The following is a 14674-nucleotide window of genomic DNA, read 5'->3' on the forward strand; positions in this document are numbered from 1 at the left end:
GCTGATTTTTAATGCTGAAACGTAGCGTATCTATGGTATGCTAATGGATAATATAATAAAGGAGCGACTTTTGATGAATAATATTTATTTAGCAGCCCCATTCTTTAGTGATGGTCAAAATGACCGTGTTAACGAGGTAGTGAGTTTATTGCGTGCCAACCCAACGGTCGCTGATAATGGTATTTTTATTCCTTCTGAGCATCAGCAGGAAGATTTGGAATTTGGTACTTTCAAGTGGCAAGTGGCAACGTTTAATAGTGATGTTAGGCAGATTCGCAAAGCTGACGCGGTAGTCGCTATTTTAGATTATCAATACGAAGAAACTAAGGAAAATGAACCAGATTCAGGAACGATTTTTGAAATTGGTGCGGCATGGCAAGCCGGTATTCCAGTGGTCCTCGTTCAGTATGATGAAAGTAAGAAGCTTAATTTAATGCTGGCACAGTCATATACTGCCTTTTATAACGGCAAAGAAGCGATTCAAGCGTTAAAGGCTTATGACTTTAATGATCTAGAACAGCACTATACGGACAAAGAAGTCTTTTAATTTAGAACAACAAAAAAGCTGACTGCCTAAGCAATCAGCTTGAATAATGGCTCTATGTGCATTCACCAAAAAGTGAATAAAGAAAAATTGGTGATATGTACGTTTGTTTTCCACTGGTTATAGTACCATGAGAGAATGCTTCAATTCAATAGTAGATTGAGATAGTAAAGGATTGTAATCAGTTTGAAATAAAGGCACCCCTGGAGTGTGTGACAAAACTCGGTAGATTCCAGAATTTAACGTAAATAAGGCTTATTCCGACGAACTTTTCGGGATAAGCCTTATTTGCGTTAAATGGCAGGAATCTGAGTTTTGACGCATGATTAGGCAATCTTATGGCACAACCACTTGCAGGTGTCTTTTGTATTAGTGCAATGCATCATGGACGGAAAGCGCTAATTTTGCACGGTTAACATCGGTTTTGTCCAGTGTGTTAAACCCGTTTTTACTGGCCTTTACTTTGCTGTAGTTGTAAATGTTGGGTGTTGTACTATTAGCGGCCATCGCGTCTTTTGAATTTGCAGAGTGCTGTAGACCCAATGAATGACCCATTTCGTGCGCAATGATGTTCGCGTATTTAAAAGTTCTGGCTTTGACGTCAATCTTGTGGGTGGTAATGTTCCGTTTTTGAGTGTTGATCTGTTTTTGAGTCTGATTGATCTGTGCGGCCCGGTAGGTATTATATCGATGAGCAAAGTTAGCTTGGCGAGCAATTTTATGGCCGTAAGCTAAAATTCGGTTATTGGTCTTGGTGACGGCGGTTGAAGTCGATTGATTGATCATTTTATTTCGGATCAATGAAAGTTGCTGATTGTAATCTGCCTGCTCCAGTAAAATCTGGTGCTGGACAGGCTTCCACCAGGCGTCGGCACTGGTGTTCTTAGCAGTCATACTGATAGTCATCGTGCGATTGGTTTTCGTCCCCTTGGCAAAAACCGTATGGCCTAGCTTTTGGTTCCAATATGACATGGCCAATTTGGCACTTTTTTGGACTTGTGTATTGCTGCTAGCAACGTAAACCTTGACGACTTCCTGGCGAGTTAAGGCAGTTTGTGCAGCGTAGTTTAGTCCATAGCGGTTAGCAAGCGTTCTAGCATTAAATCGGTAGTAGTTTTTACTTTGCCTAAGCATAGATGAACTAGGCGTAAGCGTTGTCGCGTGTGCCGTAGTTTCCTGAGCAGAAAGTGGTAGCGCAACTGCTGTCATCAAGGTTGCGGCCACAGCAAAAAAACGTCCTCGTTTCAAAATGATTCCCCCTCTAAAAGAATCCCTATTCATTGTGACAATGTGAGTTGTATATGATTGTATTGTATGTGATAGGTTTTACTTGTTCAACGAATATGCGCTTTTTTCGAAAGGTGTATGATCTTTCTATGAACTTACCTTAAATGACCTCAGTATCCTGTAAAATAGAGGTAAACGGAGGTATTGACCTATGACTAAAATATTGCTGATCAATGCTGGAAGTTCCTCTTTAAAATGGCAGTTGGTGAAGATGCCAGCTGAACATGTGATTGCTTCAGGTCAAGTGGAGCGACTCAATTTACCAGGGACCATCGTAAAGGTTAAAGTGGGCAGTAAGAAAACTAAAGAAGTAGTAGAGACCTTGGATGAAATCACAGCCATCGACCGCGTTTTGAAACGTTTGATCACAGTTGGTGGCGTTGAAACTTTAGATGAAGTCGAAGCGGTAGGACACCGAGTAGTGGCTGGCGGTACGCTCTTTAAAGGACCGGTGAAGTTGATTCCAAGTCGAATCAATCAGTTAAAGGGCTTGAGTGAACTGGCACCGCTGCACAATCCGCTGGAGGTTAAGTGTATTGAACTGTTAGCACAACGATTATCCGGTGTGCCACAATACGCCGTGTTTGATAGCGCCTATTTTCACGGTTTACCAGAGAAGACGGCGATTTATGGCATTCCGTATGAATGGACTAAAAAGTACCAAATCAGACGTTATGGTGAGCATGGAATTTCACATCAATATTTAGCGCAACAAGCAGCGGTGATGCTTAATCGACCACTAGATGAGCTAAATCTGATTACCATGCATTTAGGCAGTGGCGCGTCAATCACAGCAGTGAAGAATGGTCGGCCATATGATACTTCCATGGGTCTAACACCAGTTACCGGCGTGATGATGGGCACGCGAAGTGGGGACGTTGACCCAACTTTGGTCCCTTATTTGATGAAACGGTTAGATTTGGAAACACCTGAAGTTGTGATTCAAGAATTGAATGCTTCTTCGGGATTGCTTGGCGTTTCAGGGGTGTCCTCAGATATGCGTGATCTTCATGAAGCCGCTGAGAAAAATCAACGTGCTAAGCTGGCATTGGACATGTTTGTTAACCAAGTGGTGAAGCTGGTGGGCGGTTACTATACGGAAATTGGCGGTGCGGATGCGCTGGTATTTGCGGGTGGTATCGGTGAAAAAGATCCGGAAATTCGTCAGGCAGTTATTGAAGGTCTGCGCGTTTTAGGGATTAAGCTTGATATCGCACTCAATGAAGCTGGAAAAACCGGACCACTAGAAGCCCAGGATAGCCGTGCCAAAATATTACTGATTCCGACCAACGAAGAGTTAGCGATGGCTCGTGGCGTTCAGCAATTGATGGATGAAGAAAACTAATTGTAGATATTTTGTTATTGAATACCAAATAGCGCAATTCCATGTTTTATGGAATTGCGCTATTTTTAGTGTTCAAGTTGAATCCTATAGTTTTTTAATCCAGGCTTGCGCAGCCATTAATTCCGTTTGCGTCAGATGATGGGATTGATGGTTTTTGAAGGCCTCAACGGTTACGTGGGCATCCGTTAGTTGCTGGATCAATTGATCAAAGTTATCTTCAGAAACGATGGGATCTACGTCTCCGTAAGTGGCGAATGTCCGATACCCGGTTAAATTCACGATTTGGTGTGGTGGCGTAATCATCATGGGGTGCAACAAAACCGCAATTTTAAACGGTGTCGGTTTATTTAACCAAGCATAAGCAGCAATGTTGGCACCATTGGAAAAGCCAAGGACGATGAGTCGGTTGGCATCCAACTGGTAACGCGCGGTTTCCTGTTCGATAGCGTTTAGTAGCCAATCAGTTTCCTGATTTAAATTATCCAAGTCGAACGTGCCATCCTCGTGGCGAATAAAGTATCGGTTACTGCCGTGTTCATTGATTCGGCCACGGATACCTAGTTTGGGGTGTTCTGGAAATAAAAAGGTCGCGATTGGTAGCAGATCACTCTCATCGCCACCGGTACCGTGTAACATTAACACCGGAGCTAGGTCGGTTCTGCCAGGGAAAAAAGCAGTGTGAATTCCATTTGTCATTAGTTCACTCCTCCTTAGAATTAAACGGGATCAAATTAGCTTCGATAGCTGCTCGTTGACCCTCTAAAAAGGGTGGTAGTTCTAAGTGAATGCCAGCTTCTTCATACGTTTCGTCAACCAGAAAACCGGGGCCGTCAGTAGCGATTTCAAATAATACGCCTGGAGCGGCTCGAAAATATTCTGATTGAAAATAAAAGCGTTCTATAAAGCCGGAATCATGAAGCCCAGCGCGCTGAATTCGCTGAATCCACTCCTTCAAACTATCGGTATCGGGCGTTCGAAAAGCCATGTGGTGAACCGAACCGTAGCCTTGAATACTATCGGGTAAGATGAGGCTGCTTTCAATAATGACCTGAGCGCCGTGACCGCCATCGTGAAGTTCATAGAGAGTCTGAGAACCCTGGCTTTCAAGTTTAGTAAAACCCATGACGCTGGTTAAGATGTTGCCTAGGTGGTCCGGCTGGGAAACGGTGATAATGGTTGGTCCAAGCCCACTGATTGCCACATTATTAGGAACAGGACTGTGACGATATGGCGTGCCACCTGGTAAGCCTGAGTTATGTTCATCAGAAACTAACTGATAGCGTTGCTGATCAAAATCGTAAAACGGAAGGACTTTAGCGCCGAACTGCTCCTGAATTGAATCAGTTTTGATGTGATACTGTTCGAAGCGGTTTTTCCAGTAATTCAATGCCACATCGTTTGGTACCCGAAAGCCAATTCTGGAAATACTATTTTTACCGTAGTGTCCGCTGGCAATTCCGGGAAAATCGAAGAAGGTCAGGTCAGTGCCGGCAGTTCCCATATCATCGGTGAAATAAAGGTGATACGTGGCGACATCGTCTTGATTAACCGTCTTTTTGATTAAATGCAGGCCTAAAATCGTTGTCATAAAATGAAATATTTTTGGTGCGCTTGAAGTAATTGCAGTGATGTGGTGTAAACCAATCAAATCAGTTTTTTCCATGTTGACGCCTCCCATACAACGCTTAATTTTGAACGTATTATGACAGATTATTGGGTTGGGGACAATGATGTTGGCTCACTGTCATGTAGACTAATCAGGCTCCAGCAGGCAGAGAACTGCATGTAAGGCGATTATGACATAAATCCAAGCCCAGGATTTTTGTCATAACCACCTTACACTCCGTTTCCTAAACGCTTGTTTCCGCACCTTGCCTAATCAGTCTCTAAACGCCGGGTTTCACACCTTGTTGTCACACAACAGTAAATGAACTGTAATTCACATGTTTTCCCTCTGTTTCATTCTTGCGTTACACTAGTAATAATTAATAAATTAGACTAAGGGGATTTACATGAAAACTAATCAATTATTGAAGAGAATTTTTGCCGGATCATTAGCACTTGTTAGCGCCCTAACTGTTGGAACCACCGCCTTTGCTGCTAAGACTAAGATTGCCGATGTTTCGCAATATCAGGGAAACATTAACTGGTCTAAGGCTTCTAAAGATTTACGGATGACGATTATTCGTGTTAAACATGGTAACCCTGGTGACTCTGATTACCGGATCGATCCTAAGCGTGACGTGAACGCAAACGGTGCTCACAAATATGGCACACCGTTTGGTCAATATGATTATACAGAGTTCAATAGCACTGCTGATGCTGTGAACGATGCGCGTCAATTCTATGCGCTATCAAATAAGAACGCTAAATTCTATGCTCTGGATAACGAACACCGAGTTTCTGGTGTCAAAGGACATGAACAGACTTATGTCAACGCTTGGTATAACACAATGCGGACTTTAACAAAGAAGCCTTTGGTCTATTATTCATACCAAAGCTTTGTCAGAGAACATAGCATCAACTATTCCAAGTTTAATGGCTCATGGATCGCAAACTATTCACAAAAGCCAAATGTCGCAACGGACTTATGGCAATATAGTAGTACAGGTTCGCTTTCAGGTATCAGCGGTCACGTTGATCTGAGCCGGACTGTGGATAATTCAACCGTAACAAAGTGGTATACTAACACGCCAAAGGACAGTTACTTTAGCAGTATTAAAAACGGTCAAAAATTACGGGTAACACGTAATATTGGCAGATACCAAACCGCTAACTTGACTGGTAAAAAAGGTAGTTTAAAATACAATACCATTGTGACGGCTAAGGCAATTGCTCGTTCACACGGTGGTACTTACCGTATCCAATTGAGCGATGGCAGTTACATCACTGCTAATCAGAGTTATGTTCAGGTTCAATAAACTTTAGATGTTAGGGGTCATCATCCTGTTTGGGGTGGTGGCTTTTTTGTTGCAGCTTGGCTTAATCGGGCTCCAACAAGCAGAGAGCTGCATGTAAGCGGACAAGCACATAAATCCAAGCCCAGGATTTCCGTCCTTGTCCACTTACACTCCGCTCTCTAAGCGCTTGTTTCCGCACCTTGGCTTAATCGGGCTCCAACAAGCAGGAAACTGCATGTAAGGTGGCTACAACATAAATCCAAGCCCAGGATTTTTGTCATAGCCACCTTACACTCCGTTTCCTAAGCGCTTGTTTCCGCACCTTGGCTTGCTTTCTTCCATTAAAATGCTATGATAAAAGTAACCACTATTCTGAGAGGATCGTCATGATGCAGACAACTACAGTTACTCAGTTGAATAGTCGATTTTACTTTTGGTTTTTCCAGTCCTGATCTGTGAAGAGCCAAGAGCATTTTGTCATTAATGCAAACGGACCACACAGATCAGATTCTGACTGTGTGGGTAAACTTCGACACCTGTACAGTCATTGGCTGTATGGGTGTTTTATATTATAAGGAGTGTGTGAAATGAGTCGATTGTCAGACAGCATGAAAAAAGAGTTAAAACAGATTCAGCCATCATCAATTTTAAAGTTTAACCAAGAAATTTCTCAGGTACCAGATATGGTTAAGCTGACCTTAGGTGAACCCGATTTCAATACGCCAGATCACGTGAAGCAGGCCGCCATTCGCAGTATTGAAAATAACGAAAGTCACTACACGAATTCTCGCGGAACTGAAGGCCTCCGCAAAGCGGCTTCAAAATTCTTGAATGATAAATATAACGTCAACTATGATCCCGAAACTCAAATTTTGGTGACCACTGGCGCTACGGAAGGGATTTTCTCTTCATTAACAGCGATGCTAAATCCTGGTGATACCGTCATTATTCCTACACCAATTTTTCCACAATATATTCCAGTTGCTATTTTAAATGGTGCTAAGCCAATCTTTCTTGATACGTCCGATAACGGCTTTATTCTCTCACCAGAAAAGTTGCAAGCGACCATTGAAGCTAACAAGGATACTGTAAAAGCGGTTGTCATGAACTTTCCGTCTAATCCAACGGGGGTGACTTATAATCGTGAAGAACTGCAAGCACTCGCAGATGTCTTGAAACAGTACGATATTTTTGTGTTAAGTGATGAAATTTATTCGGAATTAACTTATGGTGAACGTCACGTTTCCATGGGCGAATTATTACCAGAACAGACTGTTTTGTTAAATGGTGTGTCAAAGTCTCACGCTATGACCGGTTGGAGAATCGGTTTAGTATGCGGACCAGTTGATGTCATTTCAGAAATCGGTAAGGTGCATCAATTTGCCATTACTTCTGCCACCGCAAACGCACAAGCTGCCGCTGAGGAAGCCTTTAAAAACGGACCCGACGATGGGGTTGCCATGCGTAAGATCTATCAGCAACGCAGAGATTTGTTGTTAGCGGGGCTTAAAGAAGCCGGTTTTGAATGTGCCAATCCTAAGGGAGCGTTCTACCTCTTCGCTAAGATTCCAGCCAACCTCAATCAGGACAGTGTGGCATTCTGCTATGAACTGGCTAAAGAAGCCAAGGTAGCGGTTATTCCTGGAGCATCATTTGGACCTGGTGGCGAAGGCTATGTTCGTATCAGTTACGCTGCTAGCACCGAAGATTTGAAGAAAGCAATCGAGCGGATTCAAAAGTTTGTTGATCAGCATTAAAAGGAAATCGTTGAGGAAGAGGGAAGTCGCAGTGAAGTTTTTGTTATATCATGCACGTGAAGATGAGTTAGTTGCCGTTAAGGAATGGATGAAGGATCATCCCGATGTTCAGGTGGATACCAACGATGTGCCGTTGACCGAAGAAACCGTTGAACTGGCTAATGGGTATGATGGGATTGTGATTCAGCAGCATATTCCAGTAGACTCGCCGAAAATTTACCAGCGGCTGCATGCATTTGGAATTAAACAGCTCACGTTACGAATTACGGGTTACGAAATTATTGATTTGAAATTGGCTGCTGAAAATCATCTAGTGGTTACCAACGTACCAGCATATTCACCTCGTTCAGTTAGTGAGCTGGTGTTGGCACACGTGATGAAGTTAGTTCGTCACTTAGGGATTACCCAAGCCCGTGAAGCTCACCACGATTTTACTTGGGGCGGATTGGAAGCTAACGAGATTCATAATTTAACCATTGGCATTATTGGTGCTGGGAAAATTGGTAGTGCCGTTGCCCGGATATTCAAGGCATTAGGTTCAACGGTGATTGCGGCTGACCCGATTCACCGGCCAGAACTTGGAGATACCTTAACCTATACGGATCATGAAACGGTCTATAAAACGGCGGATATCGTCACCATGCACACGCCCTTAACTGATGAAACACACCACATGATTGATAAGCACGTATTTAAAATGATGAAGCCATCCGCCTTCTTCATCAATGCCTCTCGGGGACCAGTTGTCGTTGCGGATGATCTGGTGGACGCACTGGAAACCGGTGAAATTGCCGGTGCCGGGATTGATACCATTGAAGGCGATAGTCAGATTTTCAGTCAGAACTGGTCTAATAAGAATCTAAATAATCCACCGCTGGAAAAATTGCTGACCATGCCCAACGTGAGTGTCAGTCCACACGTTGGTTTCTATACGGACGCTGCTGTAGCTAATATGGTGGAAATTGCCTTGGATGACGCTTTAACCATTGTCAAAGGCGGCACTAGTCGCCATCAAGTAACTGAATAATTTGATTGTCTTTTAAATCGCACTACCAGATTGGAGGTGCGATTTTTTAGTGGTAATAGTGTAAAATATTCTAAAAAGAGAGTAAAGGAAGTGCTTGAGATGGATTTGCCACAGGCGTTTTATTTTAAAGCGGGTGAACCGGCTGTGTTGTTGTTACACACATTTTCCGGGACACCCAATGATGTCCGCATCATGGGACGAGGATTGCAGAAACGTGGATATACAGTCTTAGGACCTATGTTTGCAGGCCATGGCACCGCTGACCCGCGGCAGATTTTTAAGACTGGCGCTCCTGATCGTTGGTGGCAGGATACAAGAACAGCTATTCAGCAGCTTATCAATGACGGTCACAGTGAAATTGCAGTTTTTGGGGAATCTCTGGGTGGCTTATTTGCTATGAAAGCTTTAGCACAATTTGATGAAGTGGTTGCAGGCGGCACAATTGATACACCGCTTTTTAAGGTAGACACCAGTCGGGTAGCGGCACGTTTCTTGTTGGAATGTCGTGGCTGGTACCAGAAAATGAAACTGGCAACGGACGAAGTAACAGAAAGAATGCAGTATTTATCACAGCATATTGATGAGATGTTAACGACTATTGAGACGTTTACAGGGCCGGTACATGACGAGATCCGCGGCCTAACCAAGCCAGTCTTTATTGCGCAAGCGGATGCGGATGAACTGATTGATCGTGATATTGGTCAGCGCTTGGCAGATTATTTATCGCCCAGCGCACCGGTAACGTATCGGCACTATCCAGAAGCGCCTCACGTGATGACCTTTAGTCCCCAGGGGCGTCAATTAACCAAAGATATTGGTGAATTTCTAGAGGCTGTCATGCCGGTTAATCACTCGAATTGACCTTATTAATCAGAATAAAAGTCGGCTGATCACTTGATTAGTCGACTTTTTTAGTTGGTCTGTAAAACCTTTACAGCAACGTTTATCATTTTTTTTAATTTTTTTAAAAAAACTGGGAAGGAAAAGCTGTCAAGAAACGTTGATTTTAAGCGCTTTCAGCGTACTATTATAGTATAGACATATGCTAAGTCAGAAGGGGGCCGAGCAAAATGGAAAAGCAACATTTATTACGTAAAACATATTATTTTTGGGGGAGTCTTACAGCAACGGTGGTTTACGGGGTTACTCAGTTTCCTAAACTAGTTAATGCTGCTACATCACAGTTATTGGTAAAAGCCGATCGTGAAGATTTAACGGAAGCAGTCTTTATAGGCATGGGGTTGTTGGTATGCTTAATTGGACTGTTTGGTTTAGATCGGTTTCGTGCTCGGCACCCACGTCCTAAAAAGACAGACGCCAACATGGAAAATGAGATGACCGAATCTGCATCAACGCAGCACTAATGGGGGATTACAATGAAAAGAATTGATTTAACCAATCAACGGTTTGGCCGTCTGACCGTGACTAGTTTTGCTGGGATGGCGAAAAATGGCAATGCCTTGTGGAATTGTCGGTGTGATTGCGGTAAAGAAGTTGTTGCTGACGGCTATTTATTACGTAAGGGAAATACTAAAAGTTGCGGTTGCCTTCGTCGTGAACGGGGGCGTGAAGCGATGAAAACAAATATCAGTTTAATTGCTAATCGTGGGAACATTAGCAACTTAAAGCACGTTAGGGGAGTCGCATCGTTTTAATGACAGAGTTCAAGCACTATATGATTGAGTATACTTAAAAATTCGGATCAAAAAAAGATTACCAGTGAATGTTGCTGGTAATCTTTTTTAGTTTAACTTGTGACAACAAATTTAGAATCAACAAAAAGCATTCATTTTTGTACGCTTCAAAAATGAGTGTTTTAAACTTTATACTCTTGTACCAAGATTGATTTTGCCGGAAAGGCTGATGAAGTAAGCAGCCAAACCAGAAATTTGATTACCACCGCTACCAGTAGCTGCGGCGCTGTGTTGATGTGATTGGCCGAGATTAGCAATGGTGTCGCGGTGAACCTGGTTATTTCGTTCCGTATCTTTTGCAGTCGCTTCAGTAGTGTGTGTACGAATTATCTGCTGGCGCTTTTGGCTGTTTTGCTGAGTCGTTTGAGTCGTGTTTTCGGAACGTTGATTGTTATTGCTATTGTTTGTTTGATCTTTATTTATAGTTTGAGCTGCTTGCCGAGCGGGTTGTGAAGCTTGACCTAATTGGGTAACAATTGGCATTGTACTGTGTTGGAAAGGATCAGTCTGTTGATCAGTCTGACTTACTTTAACAGTTAAGACGCTGTTATCACGCCCTAACTTGGTGTCACCCTTAACACCGTTACTTAAGATTGCAAAGCCCTGGCGTCGCAGGTTGTTCAGTTCAGGTTGAATCTGAGTGCGAACGTTGGTGCCTGGTTGGCCGCTAACCGTTAGCTGATTGATTGGCTTGCCCGTTTCCGTAACAACATTTACCGTTGCAGTAGGTACTGATGGCGCTGTTGGTAAGGAAATTGGTTTTGTCGGTGTCTGAGTATTGATATCAGTTGTAGTAGCTGACCCAGTTGGCACCTTTTCGATAACACTACCAGTACCTGTAGTACCACCGTTAGTACGGATTTGATTAGATCCAGTTGGTTGGATACCATAATGACCAATTTCAATAGGCGGTAATTGGTCACGTTGGAGGTACATGCTAAAGCTGTATTTACCCGTTGCCCCAATTGGCGTTGTTTTAGACGTTACAATCCAGTTACTGGTATCTAAGGTACTTGTTGAACCAGATTCTGGTTGATAGTAGTACGTAATCACAACCGGGTTAGCATCGCTAAGCGAGTTGACGGTCTGGTTAATAATACCATTCGCATCACCACTGACATGATTGAGCTTATACCCAGCAAATGGGATTAAATTATCAGTGGTCGAGAAGAGCTGACCCTGAGTTGCATAGGTAGTTGGAATTGAGTAGGTCCACAATAACCGGTTAGGTTCTGCAACGTAGCGGACAACAATCGTTGAGAGCGGCTTATAGTATAAATTGGCAATTTGAGTGCCCCCAATAAAGTTATCGGGAACAGCAGTGTCGGCATTACCGACGAATGAATAGCCGGGAATATGAGTGACGAAAGCCGACTTATCCTTAATAGCTGAACCAACGTAGCCTTGATAATGACTGGTAAAGGCATCACCGTTGATCTTTTCATTGGTTATCGCATTAAAAGCGTTAACGACTAAGTGACCTAATTGATTAGTAGCAGTATTATCAGTTTCTTTATTCTGATTAGAACCATTTGCTGGCGTACTAGAAGATGATTCACCAACTGAATTTGAAATGACACTGCTTGTCTTTGAATCACTAGTGCTGCTAATAGATGTTGAAGAAGATGAACTACTGTTACTACTATTTTGAGAACTAGATGAACTGTTACTTTGCGAATTAGAGGAAGTGGTCGTCGTTACACTTGAAGATGATTTCAGAGACACACTATGGGTAGAGCTTGTTGTTGCGGCCGTTGTTGAGGTAACAGCAGTCGTATTTTGCGTCTCTGAGGCGTGTACAGCCATTTGCTGCAAGTGGAAACCAGTTAAAACGGTCGCTGAAAACAGGCATGCTGCTAGCCACTTATTTCTCGCTGACTTACTGAGTCTCATGAACGCCACTTCCTTTCTATTCTGGTTCTTGCGTATCTTGGTTTGGAAATAAATCTGGTAATTTTTGGCGCTTAACGTCTAGAATCAAATCGGCTAAGTTTGACCAATCGACAGGGGTCGGTGGGTCTTGCCAAATGACTTGCGTCTGACTAATTTTCTTAGAATGAAAATCTGAGATATAAATGTCGGTGTCAGGCGTCAATTCAGTGTCAATAATAATGTGGGCGTGATTAAAAGCGTCCAGGGATTGAATAACGTAATTGGTATATAAAACACCCTGTGAAAAGTCCACGCAAATATGAACTTGATCTCGCATTAATTCAGTTGGAACCGCATTGATTAATGCAAACATGTAGCTGAAGTATAAATTGACAGCCATCTTCTGCGTTAAGTGAAGATCCTCGCGACGCTGTAACTTAGTGATGTTATGGGAAACAGCAACGTCGAAGGCAGGATAAAGTTCCGAAAAGAATTGAACCTGGTCGGGATCAATAAACGTTGTGGGCTCAATGTAAAACGTCGTGAATTGGAAATGAATACTCAGCAAACTATCTTTTAGCTGACGATTATCAACCAAGTGAGTCTTGAGTAGCACATTAGTATCTTGCAACTCATCCAAAAACTGGTTGGTTAAGTCATCAACAGCGGGAATGTTAGCAGCCAATTCATGCATTTGATCGAAGCCTAAGTAACCTTGTGCAACTAAAAAGCTGTACAAATAGTTAAATTCGTCGTCGGTTAGTGTCAACTGATCTGCTAATAGTGTTTGAAGCTGTTGATGCATTGTTTTGCTAGACTTTGTGGGTTTTATTTTAAGCAATTGAGACGAACCAATCGGATCGGAATTAAGCATTCTGAGTAACCATACCCGTAAAAAGGTTGATAACTTGGTTTCTTGGGTTGGTTTTAAGGCGGCAGGCAATCCAGCTTGAATGGCTGAAACGAGGTCTTCAACCAACGGATTCAGAGGCTCAAAAGGTTCAGAGACACCATTATATAGTGTGTAATAAAGCTGGAATAAGTGGAGCCGAATGGTGAATTCTTTACTAGCGTACAAACTACTGGCTTGGAAAAAATGGTGCTTTTCCAGGATTGCTTCAAGTGAATCCAATGAACGGTAGAATACCGAAACACTCATGTAATTTGCGGCAACATAGCCGCTTTTGGTATATAAGTGATTGTAGAAGAACTGATACTCTAGAGCCGTAAAAAGCGGTGCTCGATTCAAATAGAGCAGAGTAGCCCTTTGTAAGACGTAAGAGTTCAGTCCAAATGCTTGCCAGACCCCCTTATTGGGTTCATCCAGGTAACAGGGCGTATCTTCTGAAACGACAGCTAGATCTGCGTTCATCGTTTCAAAATACTTATTTAACTGATAGTTCGTCAATGACAGTGACTGACTTAACTCCGCTTTATTCAAAGTTTGGTCAGTTTGTTGGGTGAAGAGTGATAAAATTTCAAGACAAATTTTATCGTTTTTCGACAATAGAAACGTATAATCCATGGCAGCCAGTCCAATCATAGTGTTCGATTAATCTTTTCACCCTAAATTATACTTTATTATAGTTCATTTGTGTCCATTAATCAGTTATTCTGCCAAATTGACTTTGTCAGTTTTTTTAAAAAAATTAAAAAAACTGGGAGACTCGAAGTGTTGAATTTACGGCTATTTCAAGCCATAATTAGTCTTGTATTAAAGGAGCTCTTGCTTAACGTTTCTACATGGCTAACTACCTGGAAATTAGCTAGGGAATTTAATACAAGGGTTAATTACATTACATGATGTATCTTGTGGTAGACAAATGGATAGTTCTGGGAGTGTTTCAACAGCGAAGTTTAATATTGGAGAGAATATTGAGCCGACTACTACTGCTGAGCTAACTGTTTATCAGCGCAATTTATGGATTGGTAATGGAGTTGTAATTGCCGGAGCGTGGGGGCGCGATGGCAAGCTGCAGCGACTAGATAAGGGTGTTTGGTGACGACGAATCATTTAAACACTCACGGTAACAGTTTTTAGATATTACACACAAACTTTACTTCGCGTTCCCTAACAACGGTAAGGTTTTAATTAAAAACGGGTATCAGCGTGTAGGGCGCTGATACCCGTTTTTGCATATGGTTCAGTCATGAGTATAAACACAGGTTCCGGCCTAAATAATGCCTATTCCAAAAATCGCGGAATAGGCATTAATTGCGTTAAGTTTTGGATCTACCGAGGTTTGTC

The 14674-nt window shown here is 42.6% G+C and carries 14 protein-coding genes; 9 read left to right on the top strand and 5 right to left on the bottom strand.

The genetic code is table 11. The features are described 5' to 3' along the window. Positions 1-73: 73 nt before the first annotated feature. The gene (locus tag CES82_RS02265) at positions 74-547 is read left to right on the top strand and encodes a nucleoside 2-deoxyribosyltransferase (RefSeq protein WP_098823708.1); all 474 of its coding nucleotides are present in this window, start codon (positions 74-76) and stop codon (positions 545-547) included. A gap of 366 nt (positions 548-913) precedes the next feature. Here CES82_RS02265 and CES82_RS02270 read toward each other — a convergent pair whose 3' ends face one another. After that, on the bottom strand, positions 914-1792 hold the full coding sequence (locus CES82_RS02270) for a matrixin family metalloprotease (protein ID WP_098823709.1): 879 nt from the start codon (positions 1790-1792) through the stop codon (positions 914-916). 190 nt (positions 1793-1982) lie between these two features. Here CES82_RS02270 and CES82_RS02275 point away from each other — a divergent pair, with 190 nt between their 5' ends. Beyond that, a complete protein-coding gene (locus CES82_RS02275; protein ID WP_098823710.1) occupies positions 1983-3176 on the top strand; it encodes an acetate/propionate family kinase in 1194 nt (397 codons plus the stop codon). An 84-nt stretch (positions 3177-3260) separates the two neighbouring features. Here CES82_RS02275 and CES82_RS02280 read toward each other — a convergent pair whose 3' ends face one another. Beyond that, on the bottom strand, positions 3261-3872 hold the full coding sequence (locus CES82_RS02280; protein WP_098823711.1) for an alpha/beta hydrolase: 612 nt from the start codon (positions 3870-3872) through the stop codon (positions 3261-3263). Positions 3873-3876: 4 nt separating this feature from the next. Further along, the gene (locus tag CES82_RS02285; protein WP_098823712.1) at positions 3877-4839 is read right to left on the bottom strand and encodes a ring-cleaving dioxygenase; all 963 of its coding nucleotides are present in this window, start codon (positions 4837-4839) and stop codon (positions 3877-3879) included. A 349-nt stretch (positions 4840-5188) separates the two neighbouring features. Here CES82_RS02285 and CES82_RS02290 point away from each other — a divergent pair, with 349 nt between their 5' ends. The 6 genes from CES82_RS02290 to CES82_RS02315 all read left to right on the top strand — a co-directional run bounded on the left by CES82_RS02290 (position 5189) and on the right by CES82_RS02315 (position 10515). Next, the gene (locus tag CES82_RS02290; RefSeq protein WP_098823713.1) at positions 5189-6097 is read left to right on the top strand and encodes a GH25 family lysozyme; all 909 of its coding nucleotides are present in this window, start codon (positions 5189-5191) and stop codon (positions 6095-6097) included. A 566-nt stretch (positions 6098-6663) separates the two neighbouring features. Further along, entirely contained in the window at positions 6664-7833 is a 1170-nt protein-coding gene (locus tag CES82_RS02295) for an aminotransferase class I/II-fold pyridoxal phosphate-dependent enzyme (protein ID WP_098823714.1), read from the top strand. Between the two features lie 31 nt (positions 7834-7864). Continuing rightward, the gene (locus tag CES82_RS02300) at positions 7865-8860 is read left to right on the top strand and encodes a D-2-hydroxyacid dehydrogenase (RefSeq protein ID WP_098823715.1); all 996 of its coding nucleotides are present in this window, start codon (positions 7865-7867) and stop codon (positions 8858-8860) included. Between the two features lie 99 nt (positions 8861-8959). Then, a complete protein-coding gene (locus CES82_RS02305; protein ID WP_098823716.1) occupies positions 8960-9721 on the top strand; it encodes an alpha/beta hydrolase in 762 nt (253 codons plus the stop codon). 209 nt (positions 9722-9930) lie between these two features. Beyond that, complete coding sequence (locus CES82_RS02310) at positions 9931-10224, top strand: hypothetical protein (protein ID WP_098823717.1); 294 nt, start codon at positions 9931-9933, stop codon at positions 10222-10224. A 12-nt stretch (positions 10225-10236) separates the two neighbouring features. After that, positions 10237-10515: a hypothetical protein gene (locus CES82_RS02315; RefSeq protein WP_098823718.1), complete on the top strand. Its 279-nt coding sequence runs from the start codon at positions 10237-10239 to the stop codon at positions 10513-10515. A gap of 168 nt (positions 10516-10683) precedes the next feature. On the opposite strand, the gene CES82_RS02320 is transcribed toward CES82_RS02315, so the two are convergent. After that, positions 10684-12447 (bottom strand): hypothetical protein, encoded by a 1764-nt coding sequence (locus CES82_RS02320; protein ID WP_098823719.1) that lies wholly within the window; start codon positions 12445-12447, stop codon positions 10684-10686. 16 nt (positions 12448-12463) lie between these two features. Further along, positions 12464-13951, bottom strand: a complete 1488-nt coding sequence (locus CES82_RS02325) for a hypothetical protein (RefSeq protein WP_143466281.1) — start codon at positions 13949-13951, stop codon at positions 12464-12466. Between the two features lie 298 nt (positions 13952-14249). Here CES82_RS02325 and CES82_RS02330 point away from each other — a divergent pair, with 298 nt between their 5' ends. Further along, complete coding sequence (locus CES82_RS02330) at positions 14250-14429, top strand: hypothetical protein (RefSeq protein ID WP_098823721.1); 180 nt, start codon at positions 14250-14252, stop codon at positions 14427-14429. Positions 14430-14674 lie beyond the last annotated feature (245 nt).

The sequence above is a fragment of the Secundilactobacillus silagincola genome (assembly GCF_002583405.1).
Lineage (GTDB): Bacteria > Bacillota > Bacilli > Lactobacillales > Lactobacillaceae > Secundilactobacillus > Secundilactobacillus silagincola.

Coding starts and splice junctions, on each gene's coding strand:
- CES82_RS02265 (WP_098823708.1), top strand. CDS start 74: ATGAATAATATTTATTTAGCAGCCCCATTCTTTAGTGATGGTCAAAAT.
- CES82_RS02275 (WP_098823710.1), top strand. CDS start 1,983: ATGACTAAAATATTGCTGATCAATGCTGGAAGTTCCTCTTTAAAATGG.
- CES82_RS02280 (WP_098823711.1), bottom strand. CDS start 3,872: ATGACAAATGGAATTCACACTGCTTTTTTCCCTGGCAGAACCGACCTA.
- CES82_RS02285 (WP_098823712.1), bottom strand. CDS start 4,839: ATGGAAAAAACTGATTTGATTGGTTTACACCACATCACTGCAATTACT.
- CES82_RS02290 (WP_098823713.1), top strand. CDS start 5,189: ATGAAAACTAATCAATTATTGAAGAGAATTTTTGCCGGATCATTAGCA.
- CES82_RS02295 (WP_098823714.1), top strand. CDS start 6,664: ATGAGTCGATTGTCAGACAGCATGAAAAAAGAGTTAAAACAGATTCAG.
- CES82_RS02305 (WP_098823716.1), top strand. CDS start 8,960: ATGGATTTGCCACAGGCGTTTTATTTTAAAGCGGGTGAACCGGCTGTG.
- CES82_RS02310 (WP_098823717.1), top strand. CDS start 9,931: ATGGAAAAGCAACATTTATTACGTAAAACATATTATTTTTGGGGGAGT.
- CES82_RS02315 (WP_098823718.1), top strand. CDS start 10,237: ATGAAAAGAATTGATTTAACCAATCAACGGTTTGGCCGTCTGACCGTG.
- CES82_RS02320 (WP_098823719.1), bottom strand. CDS start 12,447: ATGAGACTCAGTAAGTCAGCGAGAAATAAGTGGCTAGCAGCATGCCTG.
- CES82_RS02325 (WP_143466281.1), bottom strand. CDS start 13,951: ATGGATTATACGTTTCTATTGTCGAAAAACGATAAAATTTGTCTTGAA.
- CES82_RS02330 (WP_098823721.1), top strand. CDS start 14,250: ATGGATAGTTCTGGGAGTGTTTCAACAGCGAAGTTTAATATTGGAGAG.